At 38.5% G+C, this 19,046-nt stretch carries 14 protein-coding genes; 4 read left to right on the plus strand and 10 right to left on the minus strand.

Annotation, left to right across the window (positions count from 1 at the left end; translation table 11 throughout):
- Positions 1-10: 10 nt before the first annotated feature.
- The 5 genes from FHG85_RS12830 to FHG85_RS12850 form a co-directional block, all read right to left on the minus strand.
- A complete protein-coding gene (locus FHG85_RS12830; RefSeq protein WP_173076549.1) occupies positions 11-1,306 on the minus strand; it encodes a S28 family serine protease in 1,296 nt (431 codons plus the stop codon).
- A 54-nt stretch (positions 1,307-1,360) separates the two neighbouring features.
- Entirely contained in the window at positions 1,361-2,752 is a 1,392-nt protein-coding gene (locus FHG85_RS12835) for an aminopeptidase P family protein (protein ID WP_173076551.1), read from the minus strand.
- Positions 2,753-2,834: 82 nt separating this feature from the next.
- Positions 2,835-5,108 carry a S9 family peptidase gene (locus FHG85_RS12840; RefSeq protein ID WP_173076553.1) on the minus strand — a complete coding sequence of 758 codons (2,274 nt, stop codon included), beginning with the start codon at positions 5,106-5,108 and terminating at the stop codon, positions 2,835-2,837.
- A 38-nt stretch (positions 5,109-5,146) separates the two neighbouring features.
- Positions 5,147-7,513: a trans-4-hydroxy-L-proline dehydratase gene (hypD, locus tag FHG85_RS12845; RefSeq protein WP_246249227.1), complete on the minus strand. Its 2,367-nt coding sequence runs from the start codon at positions 7,511-7,513 to the stop codon at positions 5,147-5,149.
- Between the two features lie 21 nt (positions 7,514-7,534).
- Positions 7,535-8,332 (minus strand): glycyl-radical enzyme activating protein, encoded by a 798-nt coding sequence (locus FHG85_RS12850; RefSeq protein ID WP_173076555.1) that lies wholly within the window; start codon positions 8,330-8,332, stop codon positions 7,535-7,537.
- Between the two features lie 295 nt (positions 8,333-8,627).
- Between FHG85_RS12850 and FHG85_RS12855 the strand changes: the two genes are divergently transcribed.
- Both FHG85_RS12855 and FHG85_RS12860 read left to right on the plus strand, forming a co-directional pair.
- Positions 8,628-9,326, plus strand: coding sequence for a hypothetical protein (locus FHG85_RS12855; RefSeq protein ID WP_173076558.1), 699 nt, complete (start codon positions 8,628-8,630; stop codon positions 9,324-9,326).
- Positions 9,327-9,433: 107 nt separating this feature from the next.
- The gene (locus FHG85_RS12860) at positions 9,434-10,528 is read left to right on the plus strand and encodes a TetR/AcrR family transcriptional regulator (RefSeq protein ID WP_173076560.1); all 1,095 of its coding nucleotides are present in this window, start codon (positions 9,434-9,436) and stop codon (positions 10,526-10,528) included.
- 3 nt (positions 10,529-10,531) lie between these two features.
- On the opposite strand, the gene FHG85_RS12865 is transcribed toward FHG85_RS12860, so the two are convergent.
- From FHG85_RS12865 to FHG85_RS12880, 4 genes are all read right to left on the minus strand, one after another.
- Positions 10,532-11,266: an alpha/beta hydrolase gene (locus tag FHG85_RS12865; protein ID WP_173076562.1), complete on the minus strand. Its 735-nt coding sequence runs from the start codon at positions 11,264-11,266 to the stop codon at positions 10,532-10,534.
- Between the two features lie 4 nt (positions 11,267-11,270).
- On the minus strand, positions 11,271-11,528 hold the full coding sequence (locus tag FHG85_RS12870; protein ID WP_173076564.1) for a F0F1 ATP synthase subunit epsilon: 258 nt from the start codon (positions 11,526-11,528) through the stop codon (positions 11,271-11,273).
- Between the two features lie 6 nt (positions 11,529-11,534).
- The gene (atpD, locus tag FHG85_RS12875; RefSeq protein WP_173076566.1) at positions 11,535-13,046 is read right to left on the minus strand and encodes a F0F1 ATP synthase subunit beta; all 1,512 of its coding nucleotides are present in this window, start codon (positions 13,044-13,046) and stop codon (positions 11,535-11,537) included.
- 69 nt (positions 13,047-13,115) lie between these two features.
- Positions 13,116-16,157 (minus strand): glycosyltransferase family 117 protein, encoded by a 3,042-nt coding sequence (locus tag FHG85_RS12880; protein WP_220429213.1) that lies wholly within the window; start codon positions 16,155-16,157, stop codon positions 13,116-13,118.
- A gap of 304 nt (positions 16,158-16,461) precedes the next feature.
- Here FHG85_RS12880 and FHG85_RS12885 point away from each other — a divergent pair, with 304 nt between their 5' ends.
- The gene (locus tag FHG85_RS12885; protein WP_173076568.1) at positions 16,462-16,713 is read left to right on the plus strand and encodes a hypothetical protein; all 252 of its coding nucleotides are present in this window, start codon (positions 16,462-16,464) and stop codon (positions 16,711-16,713) included.
- Positions 16,714-17,253: 540 nt separating this feature from the next.
- Here the strand turns inward: FHG85_RS12885 and FHG85_RS12890 are convergent.
- Complete coding sequence (locus tag FHG85_RS12890) at positions 17,254-17,772, minus strand: UbiA prenyltransferase family protein (RefSeq protein ID WP_173076570.1); 519 nt, start codon at positions 17,770-17,772, stop codon at positions 17,254-17,256.
- An 849-nt stretch (positions 17,773-18,621) separates the two neighbouring features.
- Between FHG85_RS12890 and FHG85_RS12895 the strand changes: the two genes are divergently transcribed.
- Complete coding sequence (locus FHG85_RS12895) at positions 18,622-18,882, plus strand: hypothetical protein (protein WP_173076572.1); 261 nt, start codon at positions 18,622-18,624, stop codon at positions 18,880-18,882.
- Positions 18,883-19,046 lie beyond the last annotated feature (164 nt).

Consider the following 19,046-nt stretch of genomic DNA (forward strand, 5'->3'; position numbering starts at 1 on the left):
ATTTTAAACCTTAATTTATCTCAACCCCAACCCATTTTTCAAGTACATGGTAAATACTATCCTGCAATTCTGGAGGAAACGACTTTATACGCGTGCTATGACTGCCTCCAGGGCAAACCATTTTAACAGCATTTGTTTTATTCCCGGGCACAACCGATGTGGATGTCCATGCATCGTTTCCACCATAGATGTAAAGCATATAGTTACCAGAATCGCGCACCCACTGGTAAATATCAAGCATTGCAGTAGAATCAAACTTTACATTTACACTATCAGGAAGTGTAAATTCAAATGTAATATTCTTTTTGTCTGGTAGATATTCTCTAAAAGGTTCAATATTATAGCCATACATTCCTATTTCAGTCATGGCCTGATAAAAGAAGGGTAAAACCTTTTCTGTAGATTTTTTTTCAAAGAATGTAAAGGGATTAACATCGGCCCAATGCTCAAAAAGTTCCTTAGCATCTGAGTTTGCGTTAGGAATTTCAGTACAACTTGAACCCCATTGCCAAAAAGAAAATTCATACTCTAAAACGCTTAAATCATATGCACGATCAATACCCATTTTGAACTCCCATCTATTCTTTTTGGCCAGGTTTTCCAACATGGGTAAAATCTCGTTTTTATTTTTAAAGAGCGCTTTCTGAAAATCCTTTATCTTCTTTCTACACTCTGGAGTTCCCACTTTACTTAAAAAATCGTACACACGTTTATCCTCACTTGAAAAATTAAGCGGTGCAACATAGGGTACGCTAACGTCAACATCATTTGGGTAAAATCTTCGATGAAAGATTGTTGCCTGCCCGCTTTTGCTAATACCAGTTGAAACCCACTTATTATGGTAATGCTTTTTAAATGCTGAAATTACCATGTGGGCATCGGCAGCTGCTTGGCGAATGTTAAGATACTGCCATGGAAGCGAATCTTTTGGGCGGCTATTTGAAAAAAAACGATGCTCAATGGTTAGCTGGTTTGCTCCTAGAATTTTGGTTAACTCATTCGCCTTTGAGGTGTACATGGTGTAACCATCAATAACTACTACCATGGGCCTTGTAAAACTCCTATGTGAGTAATAAGCCCTTAATGGGAACTTGGGGCTATTAGGATTGTTATGATCAAGCGGAACTCTTAACCACACCTCATAGGTTGATTGAAAAAAAGGATCGCTGTCTATAACCTTGAAACTATCAACAATAGGTATCGATTTTAAAATTTCCTCAGCAACAGGATTTTGGAATCGAAACGAAAGTAATAAACCTATTGATAATGTGGCTAAAACCGAAATGAATATGCCTTTTAACTTCATGGGTAATAATTTTAAAATTTACTCAAGTTATGAAAAAATGTAACAAATCCATTTTTAATCTAGGAAAGCCTTTTTTCTTTCCTCTTCAACATCCTCAATCGATTTTGCCAGAGGTTCTCCAAGAATTTTATGACCATCAGGTGTTATTAGCACATCCTCTTCGTTCCGTATGCCTCCAAAGTTTCTATACTGATTAACTTTATCAAAATTGATATATTCCTTATTCGTTCCTGTTTGTTCCCACAAGTCTATAAGCTCTGGAATAAAATAGATGCCTGGCTCAATTGTTAAAACGTAACCTGGTTTCAGTTCACGTCCTAAACGAAGCGATTTTAATCCAAACTGTTTGCTTTTAGGCATTCCAGCATATCCTACATATTGTTCGCCTAGGTTTTCCATATCGTGAACATCAAGCCCCATTAAATGACCTGTTCCGCATGGGAAAAATAGTGCATGAGCCCCATTTGCAACAGCGTCATCGGTATCTCCCTTTGTAAAGCCCATATCTTTTAAACCATCAAAAATAATTCGTGCAGCCTGTAAATGAACATCACGGAAATTAACTCCTGGTTTTAGCATATCAATTGCTGCATTATGAGCCCTTAGAGCTATCTCGTAGATTTCTTTTTGTGCGTTGGTAAATGTTTTACCAACAGGAAATGTGCTGCTCATATCGCCAGCATATCCCATTGGTGTTTCAAATCCTGCATCAAGAAGGAATAGCTGACCCTCTTTAATAGTGTTGCCATGATAATGGTTGTGAAGTGTCTGTCCGTTAATTGTAGCAATTATAGGAAAGCTTATATCACCTCCTTCGGCTAATGCTACTTCGTAAACTTTTGCAGCTACTTGCGCCTCAGTCATTCCTGGTCTAGCAAAACGCATAGCAGCTTGATGCATCCAAGCGGTAACTGAAACAGCATAATCAATCTCCTTAATCTCCTCTTCGCTTTTAATGTTCCGTTGTTCGCCAACAGCAACTATAAAAGGAATGCTTACCTTTTTTTTAACTTCTTCCTTATTGAAACCTAAAGCATCCATTAGTTTAAGTATATGCTCTGGTCTATACGGAGGAAGATAATGTACTTTGTCGGTAGGATAGCTTTTAACTTTCTGGTAGAACTCGTTTACAGCTCCTGAATGCTCAACTCCAACACTGCTTGCCATTTCCTTAATGGTTGGTTGAGAACCCATCCAAACTATGCTATCTATTGTAAAGTCATCGCCAAAGATGTAATCGTTGCCACTCTCAATATCCATAATAGCATAAAGTCCTGCCCTATTTAAGCCAAAATAATATAAAAAGGTACTATCCTGACGAAAACGGTAGGTGTTATCTTCATAATTCATGGAACTTTCTTCGTTACCTAAAAACACTAAAACTCCAGTGTTGAATTGTTTACGAAGCTGATTTCGTCGATTGATATAAGTTTCCTTACTAAACATATCTTTTAAGTTTTAAGTTTTATGGTTTATGTTTGGTATATAACAAAATACGCAGTAAGGCTTTCCCTTACTGCGCTAAGTTTTACTTTATCTTATACTCTTTAGGTGGATTTTGCCCTAATAGATGACGAACAAAGAAATCCCAACGTCTTCTGATGAAGTACTTATTCCAGTAACAAGAGCTGTGGTCATTATTTGGTAAGATGATTAGGTCGAAGTCCTTATTGGCTTTTGTTAGCTCCTCGGCAAGCCTAATGGTAGCCGAAGGATTTACATTATTATCTAAATCGCCCGTTACAAGTAATAGATGTCCCTTTAAGTTAGCAGCATTGGTAATGTTAGACTGGTTCTGATACTGAGTATCAACAGGGTATCCTTGATAAAGTTCTGGCCACCAAACCTTTTCCATTCTATGGTCATGATCACCGGCAGAAGAAACCCCAACTTTGTAAAAATCGGGAAAGAGTAGCAATGCTCTAGTTGCATCATAACCACCAGCCGAATGTCCATATATGCCCACCCGATCAGCATCGATATAAGGATATTTTTTCGCAAGTTCTTTGATAACGTAAACATGATCTACAAGACCGTAGCCAAGTCGTGCATATGAAATATCATGAAATGCTTTTGAGCGATATGCGCTTCCTCGTCCATCGATGTTTACTACTATGAAACCAAGTTCAGCAAGCGATAGATCCATATTCAGAACACTTCTAGAGAAGGTTTGTGGCGATCTAATGGTATGTGGGCCAGTGTATGTTCCATCAATAACAGGATACTTTTTGTTGGGATCAAAATTTAAAGGTTTAAATATCACGCCGTAAAGCATAGTTTTCCCGTCGTCGGCCAGCATGCTAAATGGTTCGGCATGCTTCCAGCCCATTTCAACCAAATCATTAATATCACTTCTCTCTAACTCCATAACCATCTTGCCACTTTTCAAATATCGTAAAACGGCAATGTTTGGTTGAGTTACCGATGAGTAATTATCTACAAAATACCGTTTATCAGGAGAAATACTTATACTATGTGTTGCCTCCTCTGGTGTTAAAAGTTTTAAGCCTTTACCATTGAAGTTTATTGAATACAAGTACTTTTGATAAGGATTTCTTGACTTATCAACACCTCCTGCAGTAAACCAAATCTTTCTGTTTTTTGCATCTATATTCTCTACACCATAAACGTAAAACTCTCCTTTAGTTATCTGGTTTTTAATTTTTCCACTGGTTAGATCGTATAGATAAAGATGACACCATCCATCCTGCTCCGAACGCCAAATAAACTCATTCTTATCGTAAAGCACCTCAAGGGTTTCGGTATAAATATCGACAAATGTTTTGGGATAGGTTTCTACCAGCACCGAACGCACGTTAGCGGTCTCAAGGTCGATTTCAAAAAGTTCGCGTTTTTTGTACCCCCTATAGTAACGTACATGGTATGCCTTGGGGCAATTATCGAAAAAGTAAAAGTATGTACCCAAAAATGCGGGATGGGTAGGTAAATCAATTTTAACACCGTTCTTTTTCTGAACATCAAAAAGGTAGAAATCAACCATTGCTATTGCCGAATCACCAGCCAAACCACGTTCATACGATACAACCTCGGCCTGATAACCTTCATTACTGTGCTTAAGTAGATATAATCTACGTGTATTCCGTCTATCGTAACGTGGTACAATTAGCTTTTTAGAATCTTTACTCCAGTAAACCTCAATGTTATAATCGTTCTTTTCACCCTTGGTATCATTACGGGTAAAATACCAGCTTAAATCGTATCCATAGCCATTTTCTGGAGTACCATCTTGCGAAAGTTGAACTTCGCTGCCAGTTTTTTTATCTCTTATAAAAATATTCCCATCTTTTATGAATGCAACCCATTTACCATCGGGCGATAACGATTCTTTGCTTGTTAATTTTAACGGATCGGGTTTTGGTTGAAGGGTATTATTATCAGGATCGTATTGCCATGTTTTACTCTTTGCCTTGAATAAAATCCTATTACCCTTTTCCAACTTTACCTGAGAGATTGGTAATTCAAATGGTTTTACCTCTTCCTTTAAAGAATCGGCTAAAAGTTTGGCAAACTTTTCCTGGTCAAAGGCTTTCTTCTTTTCTTTTGTTTCTGTATTGACTATAAAATACTCAGTACCTTTACGTGTATTTATGCTGTAAATAAAAATGTTATTCTGCTCATACCAGTTTGGTTCTACCCAGCTATTATAAATATGCTTGCTCAGGTTAAATTGCAAAAATTTCTCGGCACGTTCATAGTCCTTAGTTGTTACTTGACTAAAGCCTTTAACTGGTAACACTAATATTAATAAAAACAGGAGATGGATTGAAATAATTTTCTTCATAGTTGTAATATTTTTAATCAGAATTCAAAACACAAAATCTATACTGACTCATGTTCAGTCCTTCGAATTATTTCATTCTGTAAAGCTTCGCTAAGGTCGTTGAAGTAATCGGAGTAACCTGCAACCCTAACTATTAAATCCTGATATTTTTCGGGATGTTTTTGTGCATCGCGCAAGGTGCTGGCACTAACCACATTAAACTGAATATGATGACCATCGAGCTTAAAGTAGCTACGTATTAGCATAACTAGCTTATCTAAACTTTCTTCGGTACTAAAAAACGAAGGTGAAAATTTTTGGTTAAGCAGGGTTCCACCTGTTTTAATATGATCAATCTTCGCAGCCGACAGTATTACACCTGTTGGGCCCTTACGATCGGCACCTTGAAATGGGCTAATACCCTCACTCAATGGCTCAAAAGCTTTACGCCCATCGGGCATTGCTCCTATTTTACTCCCAAAATATACATGGCTTGTAGTGGGCAACATGTTAATACGGAATTTACCACCACGATAAGTGGGCCGACCATCTACTGCAATATAGAAACTATTAAATACCATTACAGCATGCCTGTCGGCATAATCATCGTTATTGCCCCATTTAGGTGTTTCATATATTAGCTTATACCTTAAATCGTCGAATCCTTCAAAATTTGATGATAGTGCGAACAACATATCTTTGATTGTAAGAGCACCATCTTCGTAAACATGTTTACGAATTGAAGTTAGGTTATCGGTAATGCTACCGAGTCCAACTCCTTGGATATAGCTAGTATTATATCGTGCACCACCAGCATTATAATCGGTAGCATTTGCAATGCAATCGTCAATTATGAGCGATAGGAATGGCACTGGCATTTCTGTTGCCCAAACCTTTTCTACTATGTTATTACCCTCAATTTTTAAATCGATAAAATAGTTTAGCTGACGTTCAAAAGCATCGTAAAGCTCATCAAACGATTTAAAGTCTTCAGGATTACCAGTTTTGATTCCTATTTCCTTTCCTGTAAGTGGGTCAACCCCATTGTTTAGGGTAATTTCAAGCACCTTATTAAGGTTGAAATATCCTGTTAAGAAATATGCTTCGGTACCAAAAGCACCGGTTTCAACACAACCGCTAGCACCTCCATTTCGAGCATCTACTAAAGCCTTTCCTTGGTATAGAAGCTGCTGAACAATTGCATCAGTATTAAAAAATGATGGTTGGCCAAATCCCGTTTTGGTAATTTTAACAGCTCTTTTTACAAACCTATCGGGGTTTTTCTTGCTAATCTGAACCATGCTACTGGGCTGCAGGATTCGCATCTCCTCAATAACATCAAGGATAATATAGGAAAGCTCATTCACAGCATCGGAACCATCCTCTTTAACTCCTCCCAAGTTAATTAGGGCAAAATCGGTGTAGGTGCTGCTTTCTTGAGCAGTTACTCCCATTTTGGGTGGTGATGGATGGTTATTAAACTTCACCCAAAACGACTCTAGTAGCTCAACCGCGCTATCTTTGGTTAGTGTCCCATTCTTAATTTCGTTCTGGTAGAATGGATATAAATGCTGGTCGAGACGTCCCGGGTTAAAGGAATCCCATGGGTTCAACTCGGTAACCACGCCTACATGTATAAACCAGTAGTGCTGAAGCGCTTCATGGAATGTTTGTGGGGCATGAGCAGGAACACGACGACATATGGATGACATTTCAAGAAGTTCGTTCCTTCGTACTTCATCCTCCTCTTTTTGAACTAATTCATTTAACGCATCAGCATAGCGATTGGCATATCCAATTATGGCATTAGCCACTATTCGCATAGCCTCAAGTTCATCCATTTTAGCCTTGATATTCTCATCTTTTGTGGTTCTTAACCTTTCCAATGAGGCATCAATATCGGCAATCAGGTCGAGCATACCCTTTTGAAAAATCTTTTTTCCTGCTACGGTATGACCAGGTGCACGCTGTTCCTGAAATTCGGTAAACACACCAGCGCTATAAGCCTCATGCCATTCATCGCTTAACAATGAGAATATTTTTTCGCGTATTGTTTTACCCTTCCAATACGGGATAATGATATCGCGATAAACCTTACGGGTTTCCTCATCTACCTTAAACGAAACCTTGGGGCGTGAGTGGATTATCTCTAAATCATCTAGCGTGTGTAGGCATACTTCGGGGTAGGTAGGTGCTGCCTTAGGCGCAGGACCACGTTCACCAACAATAAGTTCTCCTGGATTAATACACAGCTTCTTATTGAGCATTATATGCTCAAATGCTTTAGCTCTCATTATGGGTATTGGTAACCCTTTGTCTTCATTTGCTTTGTAAAATTCAGTTACTAACAAAGCGCGCTCAGCCGAAAGAGTATTAATAGCTCTTAAACTTTCGCGGCGAAGCTGTCTAATTCTATCAGTCATCATATCATTTAAGTTTTAATATTTTTAACCACCTATTGAGATAGGCATTTCTAAATCGCTAAACATCAACTCAATCTCTTTAAGCCGTTCATTTTTATAGGCTTCTAAATCCTCAAGTTCGAAAGGCAAGTTTAACCTGCGGTACTTATCCTTAGCCATATGGTGATAGGGAAGTAAATCGAGCCGCTTTATGGAATTGTTTCCTTTAACTATTTCCTTTATAGCAAGCAAGTTCTCTTCATCGTCGGTTATCCCTGGTATAAGAGGCACACGGACCATTACCGAAGCACCAAGCTGATTAAGCATTGAAAGATTGTTAAGAATGATTTCATTGGGCTGTGCAGTATAGTACTTGTGCTTATCGGATTTAATAATTTTCAGGTCGTATAGAAATAGGTTTGTATAGGGAAGAATAGACCTAAAAAGTTCGGGTGCAGCAAATCCACAAGTATCAACTGCGGTGTGAATATCGTGCTCACGACAACGCTTTAACAGCTCCAATAAGAACCTGGGTTGCATAAGTGGTTCTCCACCCGAAAAGGTAACACCGCCATTTGATTCATCAAAAATTGAAACCTGTGTCTCAATTTCCTTAATAACCTCATCAGTACTTATGTACCGACCAAGAATCTCCTTTACCTCAAATTCTTGTCCATCTAACTTCTTAGTTCGATTGATAGCCTCGGGTTCAAGCTTTTGGCTTTCCGGATTATGGCACCAAATGCACCGTAAAGGACACCCCTTGAAAAAAACAGTGGTTCTAATCCCAGGACCATCGTGTGTTGAAAAGTGTCTGATATCGAAAATTATTCCCTTTTCCATGTTCTAGATTATTAATGTGTGTAACAAAGGCATGAACCTTGGCCTAATGCACAAGGTTAAATGCTTATAGCATTATTTGGAAAAGGGGAAAAATCAGCAAATCCAGCAAGCAAACAGGCGTTTGCCGTTATTATGATAGAGCGATAATTTGGGTTTGCTGTTCATTCGAAAATGTTCTACTTCATCTAAAGCAAAAATATAGAATAAAATCATATAAATCAATGAGAAAAGTCATATATTAGTATCACAAATTATCAAATTTATCGATTTCTATTACTAACATTAATCATTCCCTATGAAAAAGTTTATCGCAATTATTAGCCTCACATTTGCTATTAACACCATGTGCTTTTCACAAGGAACTATAAACATCAACCTTAGCACATTTGAAAAATACATTGAAAATAAAAACGGAAGTGTACAACAAATTTCAACTTCAAAATCACAAAAAATAGAGGGTACATCAAAGCTTTTTGAGGATTGGCAAAAAGGAACTGTTAAAATGACAAATGGCGACCTGATTACCGTCGATTCATTAAATTTTGATATCTACTCTAATAACATTCTATTTTCCTACAACGGAAAAGAATATTACGTTTCAGATAATAATAAAATAGAATTTTTCCAGTTTAACAATCAAAAATTCATAAATCTTCGTAATCCCAGCTATCCTAATTCCTTCTTTCAAATCTTATCGGATGGAGAAACCATTAAGTTATTGAAACTATATAAATGTAGCATTGTTGAGGGTACGCCTGGAAATGGAATAATTGATGCAACAAACGACAAATTTACAATAATGTCAGATTATTATATTTACACAGCAAAGCAAGGCATAATGAAGTTTTCGCCTTCTAAAAAAAGGGTGCTAGATATAATGTCGGATTATAGGAAAGAGGTCGAAAGTTTTATCAAAAAAAATCGAATCAAATTTAGGAGAGAAGATGATTTAGTGAAACTATTCAACTACCTCAGCTCTCTTAATACATTGTAAAACTAACCCTCTTTTCAATTTTATCTCATTTTATTGATTATTTTTTAGTTAACACTGTTTACTTTTTGAACAGCGTTAACTATATTTGTAAATATACTTAGCTATCAATGCGAAATAAACTACTCAAGGAAAAACGAATGCGTGGCTACTTCATAGAAGCGGCCAAGCAAATTCTTAAAGGGGAAGGCATTGATAGCATGAGCGTACGAAATATATCAGACCACGCGGGATATTCCTATGCAACCCTATATAACTACTTTAAAGATGTGGCCGATGTTATAAACGAGTGCATCAAAGATTTTTCTGAGGAGTGCCAGGAGTATGTTGCAAGTAAAACAAAAAGCCTACCCGATGGTTATGAAAAATTAAGGGCTATAATCCACAGCTACATTAACTACTTTCTAGAATATCCAAGTGTATTCGATGTTTTCTATCTTGAGAAAATTAATAAAATCGAAAAGAAAAAGGACACCTCAGAACTAATTGTATACTTGTTAGAAAACCTTTGCTCCAATCAATGGAAATATCTCATTGATAATGGGTATATATCATCTCAAAACGCCAACAAAGCTATCTCATTTCTCCGTTTTCAAATTCCTGGTCTACTTATTCTACATATTAATAGGGGATACCCCGATAGCCAAAAGGAGTTTTTAAATCTTGTTGACAACCAACTTGAAAAAATCATTCGGCTTGATACTCCCCAACCAAAGGCTATTTCATTAGAAGAAAAAATCTTAAGATTTATTTTTGATGATAAATATTCATCAAATCAGTACTACTTCTTTATTCATTACACTCGTGAAAAAAGCAGTGCCGATTCCATTTTAGAGACTGGTTTTAAATATATTGAATCGTTTCACAACTCTGCCGAGCAAATTATTAACGATAAGCTCGATTTTGTTTACAAGCACAACCTTTACAAACCATACGGTTCTTATATAGTTGTAATAGGTATTTCAAAGAGTATCTTTGAAAAATACGCAAACTTAGTTCGCGAAAGAAAAATGAATATTTATGTGGAGAATATTCTTTGTGATATTCCCCCAGAATATGACGATGAAGCCGAAGAATACAGGTATACTTTACCTACGCAATACGTTAAAGGGTACATAAACCACATATCTGGGGAATTTTTTTCAAATAAGCATTTTAACCCCGATTACGACTCACCAAATTTCTTGGCAAACCTAAACCAGTAGAACCTATTTGATTTTATTAAAAAACATGGTGAGGGCAAGCCAGTAATCCTTATTTGAAGGATTCAACTTCCATAATGCGCTTGAACCATGTCGACCTCGCTCCGATGGGCAATATTGTGTAACAAGTTTTTGGTTCTTAATTGAACTTACAAGCTCTTTTACAGAGCTGCACTCTCCTTTCGACGACAACACTAAAACAGGAACTGAAATATTTTGTATTTGCGATGAAACAAAATCACTCTTTTCAAAATACTCGCCTGGTGAAAACGCTATAACTGCTCTTGTTCGCAAATCCTTGGCAGCCTGAACCAAAACCAACGATGCCGAATATGAACTTCCCCAAAGTATAAAAGGCAAATCGGTTTGACTCTTTACATATTTTAATGCCCCTTCGATATCGGCAATGGCATGTATATAATCGGTAGGTAAACCTTTTTCTCTGGCACGTTGTGCGGTTTCGTTTTTTACACCATTCACCTCGTTTCCAGAACGTAGGTCAACCGCTAAACAGTTATAGCCTAGGTTGACAATTTTAGGAGCAATCTCGTTATACTCTCCCCTACTATAACGTGCCTGGTGAAAAAGTATAACATAGGGCTTTTCCGACGAAAGGAAATATAAATCGGCTGTTACCTCCAAACCATCCTTTGCTGGAAACGTAATCTTTTGTTGCGACATAGCAGGTTTGTTTGATGCCATGAATGCTATTAAAAGGCATAGCACACTAATTTTTGTCATATAGCTAATAGGTTTGGGTGATTTCCTCCGATACGATTGAAACCACATCGTTTTCAAAGCTGACAAATCCACCTGCGGGTATGCTGAATAGGATCTCAGCACCATCGTTACGTACCACTTTAACAATTCCAGGTTCAAGCGACGAAATAATAGGGGCATGCTTTTTCAGTATTCCAAAAGAGCCCTTTGTCCCAGGAACCTGAACATAGTATACTTCTTCAATTTGAAAGAATTTTTCAACCGAGTATAGCTCACAAATCATGGTCTATCACTTTTTCTTGGCTTCAGCAAGTAACCTTTCTCCCTTCTCAATGGCCTCCTCAATGGTTCCAACCAGGTTAAAGGCCGCTTCAGGATACTTATCTACTTCACCATCCATTATCATGTTGAAACCCTTAATGGTATCCTTAATATCAACCATTACACCCTTTATACCGGTAAATGCCTCAGCAACATGGAAGGGTTGCGAAAGGAAACGCTGTACACGACGTGCACGGTGAACCACCAGCTTATCTTCCTCCGAAAGCTCATCCATACCTAGAATTGCAATAATATCCTGCAACTCTTTATATCGTTGTAAAAGATTTTTAACCCTTTGAGCTGTGTTATAGTGCTCCTCGCCAACCACTTCGGGGGTTAGAATGCGCGAAGTTGAATCGAGAGGGTTAACGGCAGGATAAATACCAAGTTCGGCAATTTTACGGTCAAGAACTGTGGTTGCATCAAGGTGGCTGAATGTAGTTGCAGGGGCAGGGTCGGTAAGGTCATCGGCAGGTACGTAGATTGCCTGAACCGAAGTGATTGATCCCTTTTTAGTTGATGTAATACGCTCCTGCATCAACCCCATTTCGGTGGCTAGAGTAGGTTGATATCCTACTGCCGAAGGCATACGTCCAAGCAGTGCGGAAACCTCGGAACCGGCCTGTGTAAAACGGAAAATATTATCGATAAAGAAAAGGATATCGCGCCCCTGTCCATCTTCGCCACCATCGCGGAACGATTCTGCAACAGTTAGTCCAGAGAGTGCCACGGAAGCACGAGCCCCAGGGGGCTCATTCATCTGTCCAAAGATAAGTGTTGCTTGCGAGTTCTTTAGTTCTTCCAGATCAACCTTGCTTAGGTCCCAGCCCCCTTTTTCCATTATCTCCTTAAACTCTTTTCCATACTTAATTACATCGGATTCTATCATCTCCCTAAGCAGGTCGTTCCCCTCACGAGTTCTTTCTCCAACACCAGCAAATACCGACATTCCGCTATAGCCCTTGGCAATGTTGTTAATGAGCTCCATGATAATAACCGTTTTGCCCACACCTGCACCACCAAATAGCCCAATCTTTCCTCCTTTTGAGTAGGGCTCAAGCAGGTCAATCACCTTTATACCGGTAAATAGAATTTCCTTTTCGGTGCTAAGCTCATCAAATTTGGGTGGCTTGTTATGTATTTGGTAATCGCTATCGCGGTTAACCTGAGGTAGCCCGTCAATGGCCTCACCTATTACGTTAAGCAATCGTCCTTTAATTTGCGTGCCCACGGGCATGGTGATGGACTTTCCTGTTGCACGAACCTTTGTGCCACGCGATAGTCCATCGGTAGAATCCATTGCAATTGTACGGACTGTATGCTCACCAATATGTTGTTGACACTCCAAAACAAGAATCGAATTATCGGGACGTGTTAGCTCAAGCGCCTCGTAAATGGCAGGTAATTCTTCCTTGTTTGGAAAAGCAACATCTATTACAGGGCCAATAATTTGAACAACCTCACCAATATTTTCTGCCATGTCAATCAATTTTACTTTTCTCAAATTTAATATTTTCCTAAAGGAAATGCTAAAAAATCACTATTAAAATCATCGAGCCGACAGCGATGTTTGAATCATCTTTTGTATATCAATAGCCACCTGATTTTGTCCGTAAGTCTCAGCAACCGACGAAAGTTCCTGCAATGTTTGAGCAGCAATTCCAATATCGTCCTTATAGTAACGTTGCAAGTCCTCATCTAACGATGCGTAGTATCTTAAATTCTGATTTGCAAAGTTTGCATAATCTAAAACCAAACGATTTGCCTTATCAATTGCATTAAGCTTGTAGTAGTTCTCAATTATACCAAACATCAGAAAATCGTAAGGGAACTTTGAATGTGGTAGTAGCTCAACAGCCTTATCTAAAACCTTCATAGCCGAATCCTTTTTCCCTTCTTCAATAAGTTTACCAGCCAAGCGGCTAAAACTATTTCGTAGTTTAAGCACTATAGATGTTCGCTGAATATTATGATCGATGAAAACATCGGGCTCATTCATACGTCCCCATCGGAATTTGTTCATCAACCTATCGTAAAGAATATCGGAATCGATACGCGCAACATTTAGATAATTAGCCGACGATTCAATGGGCACCAAGCGATAAGCAAATCCTTCGTGCTGCAAATATTTTGCTATACCGATATCACCATCGCCAAATGGAGACACAAAGTAAATTGGGCGTTCCCAGTTATTGTTCGCAATAATATCAAGAATAGCAAGAGCACTCTTTGTAATGTAATTTCCTTTGAGCGTCCATTCCATCTGATCAACAATAAGCGAGGAATCTTTTGCTTTTACAGTACCCGTTTCCAGCACCTTCTTCTTATCAACAGTTAGCTTAATTTTATTGGTCGGGAAGTAGTCGATGGGATCCTCGCCAGGTACAACATACTTTTTGGCTGGGTCATCGCTTAAAACAAAATCCATGAGCTGTTTTAGCTCTACAGGCTCATTTAGTCGATTAATTACATAAACCACATCGCGTTTCCCCATAATGTACTTGTCGCGTTCCATTTTAATTGGCACAGGATCCGACTCGTAACACTTCATTTTCATTTGGTCAATGTACCAATCGGTGCCAAGTAAGCTTAAATTCACAATACGCACATCGGTTCTAATTCCTTCAACCTCTTGGGCATACCAAAGTGGGAAGGTATCGTTATCGCCATTAGTAAATAGAATGGCGTTTGGCTCACATGAGTTAAGGTAGTTATAGGCAAAATCACGTGCCACATATCGGCCCGAGCGATCGTGATCGTCCCAGTTCTCAACACCCATAATAACAGGAACCACCATTGAAAGGGCAAGTGCAACAACAGCCGATGGTGTCTCCGAAAGTTTTTTCCTAAACCACTCATAAACCGCAAGCGTGCCAAGTCCTATCCAAATGGCAAATGCATAAAAAGATCCTGCATAGGCATAGTCTCGTTCACGAGGCTGTAACGGATATTGGTTAAGGTAAACCACAATGGCTACACCAGTAAGGAAGAATAGCATGAACACAACCCAGAAATTCTTTTTGTCCTTTTTGGTTTGTAACTGGTAAAACAAGCCAAGCAGCCCAAGGATTAAAGGTAAGAAAAAGTAGGTATTCCGTGCTGGATGATTTTTCATGTAATCGGGTATTGCGTCCTGGTTACCCAAGAAAATCTCATCGATAGGTTTAATGCCGCTAATCCAGTTACCATTATCTACCCCACCATGGCTTTGAACATCGTTCTGGCGCCCTACAAAGTTCCACATGAAGTACCTGAGATACATGTGACCAATCTGGTAGCGGAAGAAAAAGAGTAGGTTTTCGCCAAATGTTGGTACGTAACGAGTTTCGGTTCCGCCATCACGTGTTCTCACCTGTACTGGTCGACCCTCAATATTTGCCCATTTCTTATATTCAGCAACATGATCGGCTTGCGGGCTATACATGCGGGGGAAAATGGTTTTAAACCTATCGTCAAACTCATAAACTGTCTTCTGATACGATTTTACATATTTTCCATCTTTAGCCACCCAGTTTTTAACATCCTCTGAACTGGTTACAGGTGCATTGTAGTACTGGCCGTAAATCAAAGGCCTGTCGCCATACTGCTCGCGGTTCAGGTAGCTGATTAATGAAAATGCGTTTGATGGATTGTTCTCGTTAATGGGAGTGTCGGCATAAGCCCTAATTACAATCATCATGTACGATGAGTACCCAATTAGAATAACAGTTACCGAAAGCAAAATAGTATTAAGTAAAACTTTACCCTTTTTGTGTGAACTGTAAATTCCATAGGCCAACGAACCAAAAAGAAGAATAAAGTAGAAGAGCAACCCTGAATTGTATGGCAGCCCAAAGGAGTTAACAAAAACAAGATCGAACCAGGAGCCAACTTTAAATGTTCCTGGAATAATTATGTAAAGAATACTACCAAGAACTACTCCAGAAATTAGTAAGGTGGCAATTACTCCATTTCTAGTAGGTTGATATTTTTTAAAGTAGTAGATAAATGCAATGGCAGGAATGGTTAGCAGGTTCAAAAGATGAACCCCTATTGATAAACCCATCACATAAGCAATCAGAATAAGCCAACGAGTTGAATGTGGGCTATCGGCTTGTTCCTCCCATTTAAGGATAGCCCAAAACACAAAGGCTGTGAATAGCGACGACATGGCATAAACCTCTGCTTCAACAGCCGAGAACCAGAAAGTATCCGAAAAGGTATAAGCCAATGCTCCAACTGCACCACTTGCAAGTACAGCTATTAGCTGTCCGGTAGTCATTTCATATGAACCTCCCACAACAAGCTTACGCGCAAGATGTGTGATAGACCAAAAAAGGAAAAGAATGGTAAAAGCACTAGCTAATGCCGACATTATGTTAATCATGGCAGCCACCTTGGTTACATCGGGAGCAAAAATCGAAAAGAATCGAGCTATCATCATAAATAGCGGTGCCCCTGGGGGATGTCCAACTTCTAATTTAAATGCGGTTGCAATAAACTCACCACAATCCCAAAAACTTGCTGTTGGCTCAATGGTAAGCAGATAAACAATTGCCGATATGGCAAAAACTATCCACCCAGTAATGTTGTTGGCTTTACGAAACGTCATTTCTATAAAAAATTTGGTTAAAACTTTTGTTCAGCTAAATATATCTTAGCAAATGTAGAATATTTTAAAACATGTCGATAATTTTTCTACCATTAAAACCAATCAATTTGATTTTTAGTAGAATTACAAGAGCTGTTAGAGAGGGATGAGTTGGAAATATTCGGATTGAATCGGAAGCGCCTTGTTACTCCGAACCTGCCAATGTTGCGCTTGTGGTGGCGAGCCTGCCGGTGGCTGAGCTTGTCGAAGCCACTTTTCCCAAAGAATTTGATGAAGTTAAAGGAAGTTAGAGGAAGTTAAAAGAATGAGTAGGAATGAATCGGAAAAATTCGGAATGAATCGGAAGCGCCTTGTTACTCAGAACCTGCCAATGTTGCGCCTGTCGGTGGCTGAGCCTGTCGAAGCCATGTTTGTTTCCCCTTCTTTTGCCTTGATGCAAAAGAAGCAAAAAATCAAGGCTGAAAATCCTGTTCCGATGGGTGCCCCGTGGTCGTGTCTCCCACACGTCGCAACTCGCCATGCCGTAGGCATGGCTCAAACAGCACCGCTTCCTTAACCCTACGCAACGACCCGCCCACGACCCATTGGCGGAACAGCCTTTTATGCCGTTGTCTTGAAAACCAAGTATCCAACCTGTTGGTCAAATCTTGAATCCGTCTTCGCCGGACAAGTCTGAAATCTTGAATCTTGAGTCCGTCTTCTCTGGAAAATTCTGAAATCTGAAATCTTAAATTTTGAATCTTGAATTATTGTCATACTGAGCTTGTCGAAGCATCTCTTCCTGAAGAATATCCTGAAGTTAAAGAAAACAGAAGAATAAATCGGAATGATTCGGAAGATTAATTAGCCGTATTTCCAAACTAAACAAAGTTTATTACCCAAATACCCCGAACTAACAGATTTCCGAAATTTGAATATTTATTTTAAAGCATCCGTAAAACAAGTATAGCATTCATTTAAAACAATACAGAGTAGGCACGGACTCATTCTCCGTGCCTTTACTTGTTTTAATCCTACTACTTGGATATCTCTTGTATTAAATATATTTTACCAAAAAGTATTGATTTGCTAATAGTATGTAAAGGGAGTTAAATCATTATCGTTGCTGAAGGAATTTACTCTCCTTCATTATTTTATTTGATTTTACAATACTCGAAAGACTAAAACTTAAGCCAGTAATAAAAATAATTTTCCATAATATTCCCCTCAACAAAAGGCTTGGATCAATCACAAGTTCTAATGTATAAAACACCAACAATAAAATTAGAGATATAAGAGTATAAATGAATGGTTGTCTTTTCAATAGCAAACCAAAAACTAAAAATATCATACCAATGAAAATACCTAATGCAATTGAAAATATCCCGAAAGGCTTATTAAAATATAAAAAGAATGGTACAATGATGTTCATCGCAGCAATTATGAATAAAATAATTCTAGCATTTTTTATGCTGTTCTGAGTGTCTTCAATCTTTCCTTTATTCACAATTTGCTTGGCAATAAATTGCGATTTTTCTTTTTCTGTACCTTTAAAGGGAAAGTTGCACTTTTCACAATTAATTGTCTCTCTTGTGGCTTCGCTTCCGCATACAGGACATTTAATTAATTCTTCCATTTTTTAATGTTTAAATATTTATTATTTAGGTAGTTAATATACTGCTTGCAATGATAATAGCAAAGATGCATGGTTTAACTCCAAGTATTTTATTGCTAATACCGCTATCTCTCAACAATATTCTTTAAGTTACATCTTTGAGCTACCGAATTTTACATATAAAACATCTTTAAAGTTAATAAATCCAACTTCAGCTAACAATCTTATTTATTGTTAATTCAACTTTGTAACCGTTTACCAAAAATAGTTAAAACTCACGCTAAACTCAAAATTATCCTATAATATCTTTTTTATATACAAAATTGTTTTACTCCACCTGATTTCTAGCATTGACTAACAATCTGTTACAATTTCAATAGCGCAATAGTAAACTCTATTTATTATTTCATATGTTGAAAGTTGATGTGGCATATTCTGTGTATATATATGAGGAAGTTAGAGGAATTTAAAAGAAAGAGTTGGTATGATTCGGAAATATTCGGAATGAATCAGAAGTGCCTTGTTACTCCGAACCTACCAATGACGCCCTTGTGGTGGCTGAGCTTGTCGAAGCCATGTTTGTTTCCCCTTCTTTTGCCTTGATGCAAAAGAAGCAAAAAATCAAGGCTGAAAATCCTGTTCCGATTGGTGCCCCGTGGTTTTGTCTGCCATGCGGCGCAACTCGCCATGCCGTAGGCATGGCTCAAACAGCACCGCTTCCTTAACCCTACGCAACGACCCGCCCACGACCCTTTGGCGGGACAGGCTTTTATGCCGTTTTCTTCTGTGCAGCCATGGTATACGTATTGATTACATATCCGTGTTAGCAATAGGAAGAGCGTACGCGTCCAAAAAAATGCGCGCTAACAAGTGGAAACTCAGGCGCAGCCTATAACAAATAGCCCGACGGCGGTGCAACCGCCGACGAACACGATTCGTTTATTGCTTTTTACAGCCTTGGCTCAACTGGGTAAACCGAAAATCCAAAGGTATCAAATCTTGAATCCATCTTTGCCGGACGCAGTTTTGAACCCGTTTTCGCCGGACGATTCTGAAATCTTGAATTTTTTTTTTGCTGTGACTGTTGAAGCCACTCTTCCTGAAGAATGTAATGAGATGAAAGGAAGTTAGAGGAATTTAAAAGAATGATTCGGAATGATACGGAAACACTCGGAATGAGTCGAAACATTTTATCGTTTAACGATTAACGTTTAACGATTAACGCCTATTATCCGTCTTCGCCAGCCACTGTTCTTTATCCTTAATCCTTTACCCTTTGCTCCTTATCCTTTTAG

Source organism: Tenuifilum thalassicum, from assembly GCF_013265555.1.
GTDB classification, from domain to species: domain Bacteria; phylum Bacteroidota; class Bacteroidia; order Bacteroidales; family Tenuifilaceae; genus Tenuifilum; species Tenuifilum thalassicum.

What these genes read in the sequence shown, in the direction of transcription:
- FHG85_RS12830 (WP_173076549.1), bottom strand. Translation starts at nt 1,306, where the DNA reads ATGAAGTTAAAAGGCATATTCATTTCGGTTTTAGCCACATTATCAATA.
- FHG85_RS12835 (WP_173076551.1), bottom strand. Translation starts at nt 2,752, where the DNA reads ATGTTTAGTAAGGAAACTTATATCAATCGACGAAATCAGCTTCGTAAA.
- FHG85_RS12840 (WP_173076553.1), bottom strand. Translation starts at nt 5,108, where the DNA reads ATGAAGAAAATTATTTCAATCCATCTCCTGTTTTTATTAATATTAGTG.
- hypD (WP_246249227.1), bottom strand. Translation starts at nt 7,513, where the DNA reads ATGATGACTGATAGAATTAGACAGCTTCGCCGCGAAAGTTTAAGAGCT.
- FHG85_RS12850 (WP_173076555.1), bottom strand. Translation starts at nt 8,332, where the DNA reads ATGGAAAAGGGAATAATTTTCGATATCAGACACTTTTCAACACACGAT.
- FHG85_RS12855 (WP_173076558.1), top strand. Translation starts at nt 8,628, where the DNA reads ATGAAAAAGTTTATCGCAATTATTAGCCTCACATTTGCTATTAACACC.
- FHG85_RS12860 (WP_173076560.1), top strand. Translation starts at nt 9,434, where the DNA reads ATGCGAAATAAACTACTCAAGGAAAAACGAATGCGTGGCTACTTCATA.
- FHG85_RS12865 (WP_173076562.1), bottom strand. Translation starts at nt 11,266, where the DNA reads ATGACAAAAATTAGTGTGCTATGCCTTTTAATAGCATTCATGGCATCA.
- FHG85_RS12870 (WP_173076564.1), bottom strand. Translation starts at nt 11,528, where the DNA reads ATGATTTGTGAGCTATACTCGGTTGAAAAATTCTTTCAAATTGAAGAA.
- atpD (WP_173076566.1), bottom strand. Translation starts at nt 13,046, where the DNA reads ATGGCAGAAAATATTGGTGAGGTTGTTCAAATTATTGGCCCTGTAATA.
- FHG85_RS12880 (WP_220429213.1), bottom strand. Translation starts at nt 16,157, where the DNA reads ATGACGTTTCGTAAAGCCAACAACATTACTGGGTGGATAGTTTTTGCC.
- FHG85_RS12885 (WP_173076568.1), top strand. Translation starts at nt 16,462, where the DNA reads ATGAGTAGGAATGAATCGGAAAAATTCGGAATGAATCGGAAGCGCCTT.
- FHG85_RS12890 (WP_173076570.1), bottom strand. Translation starts at nt 17,772, where the DNA reads ATGGAAGAATTAATTAAATGTCCTGTATGCGGAAGCGAAGCCACAAGA.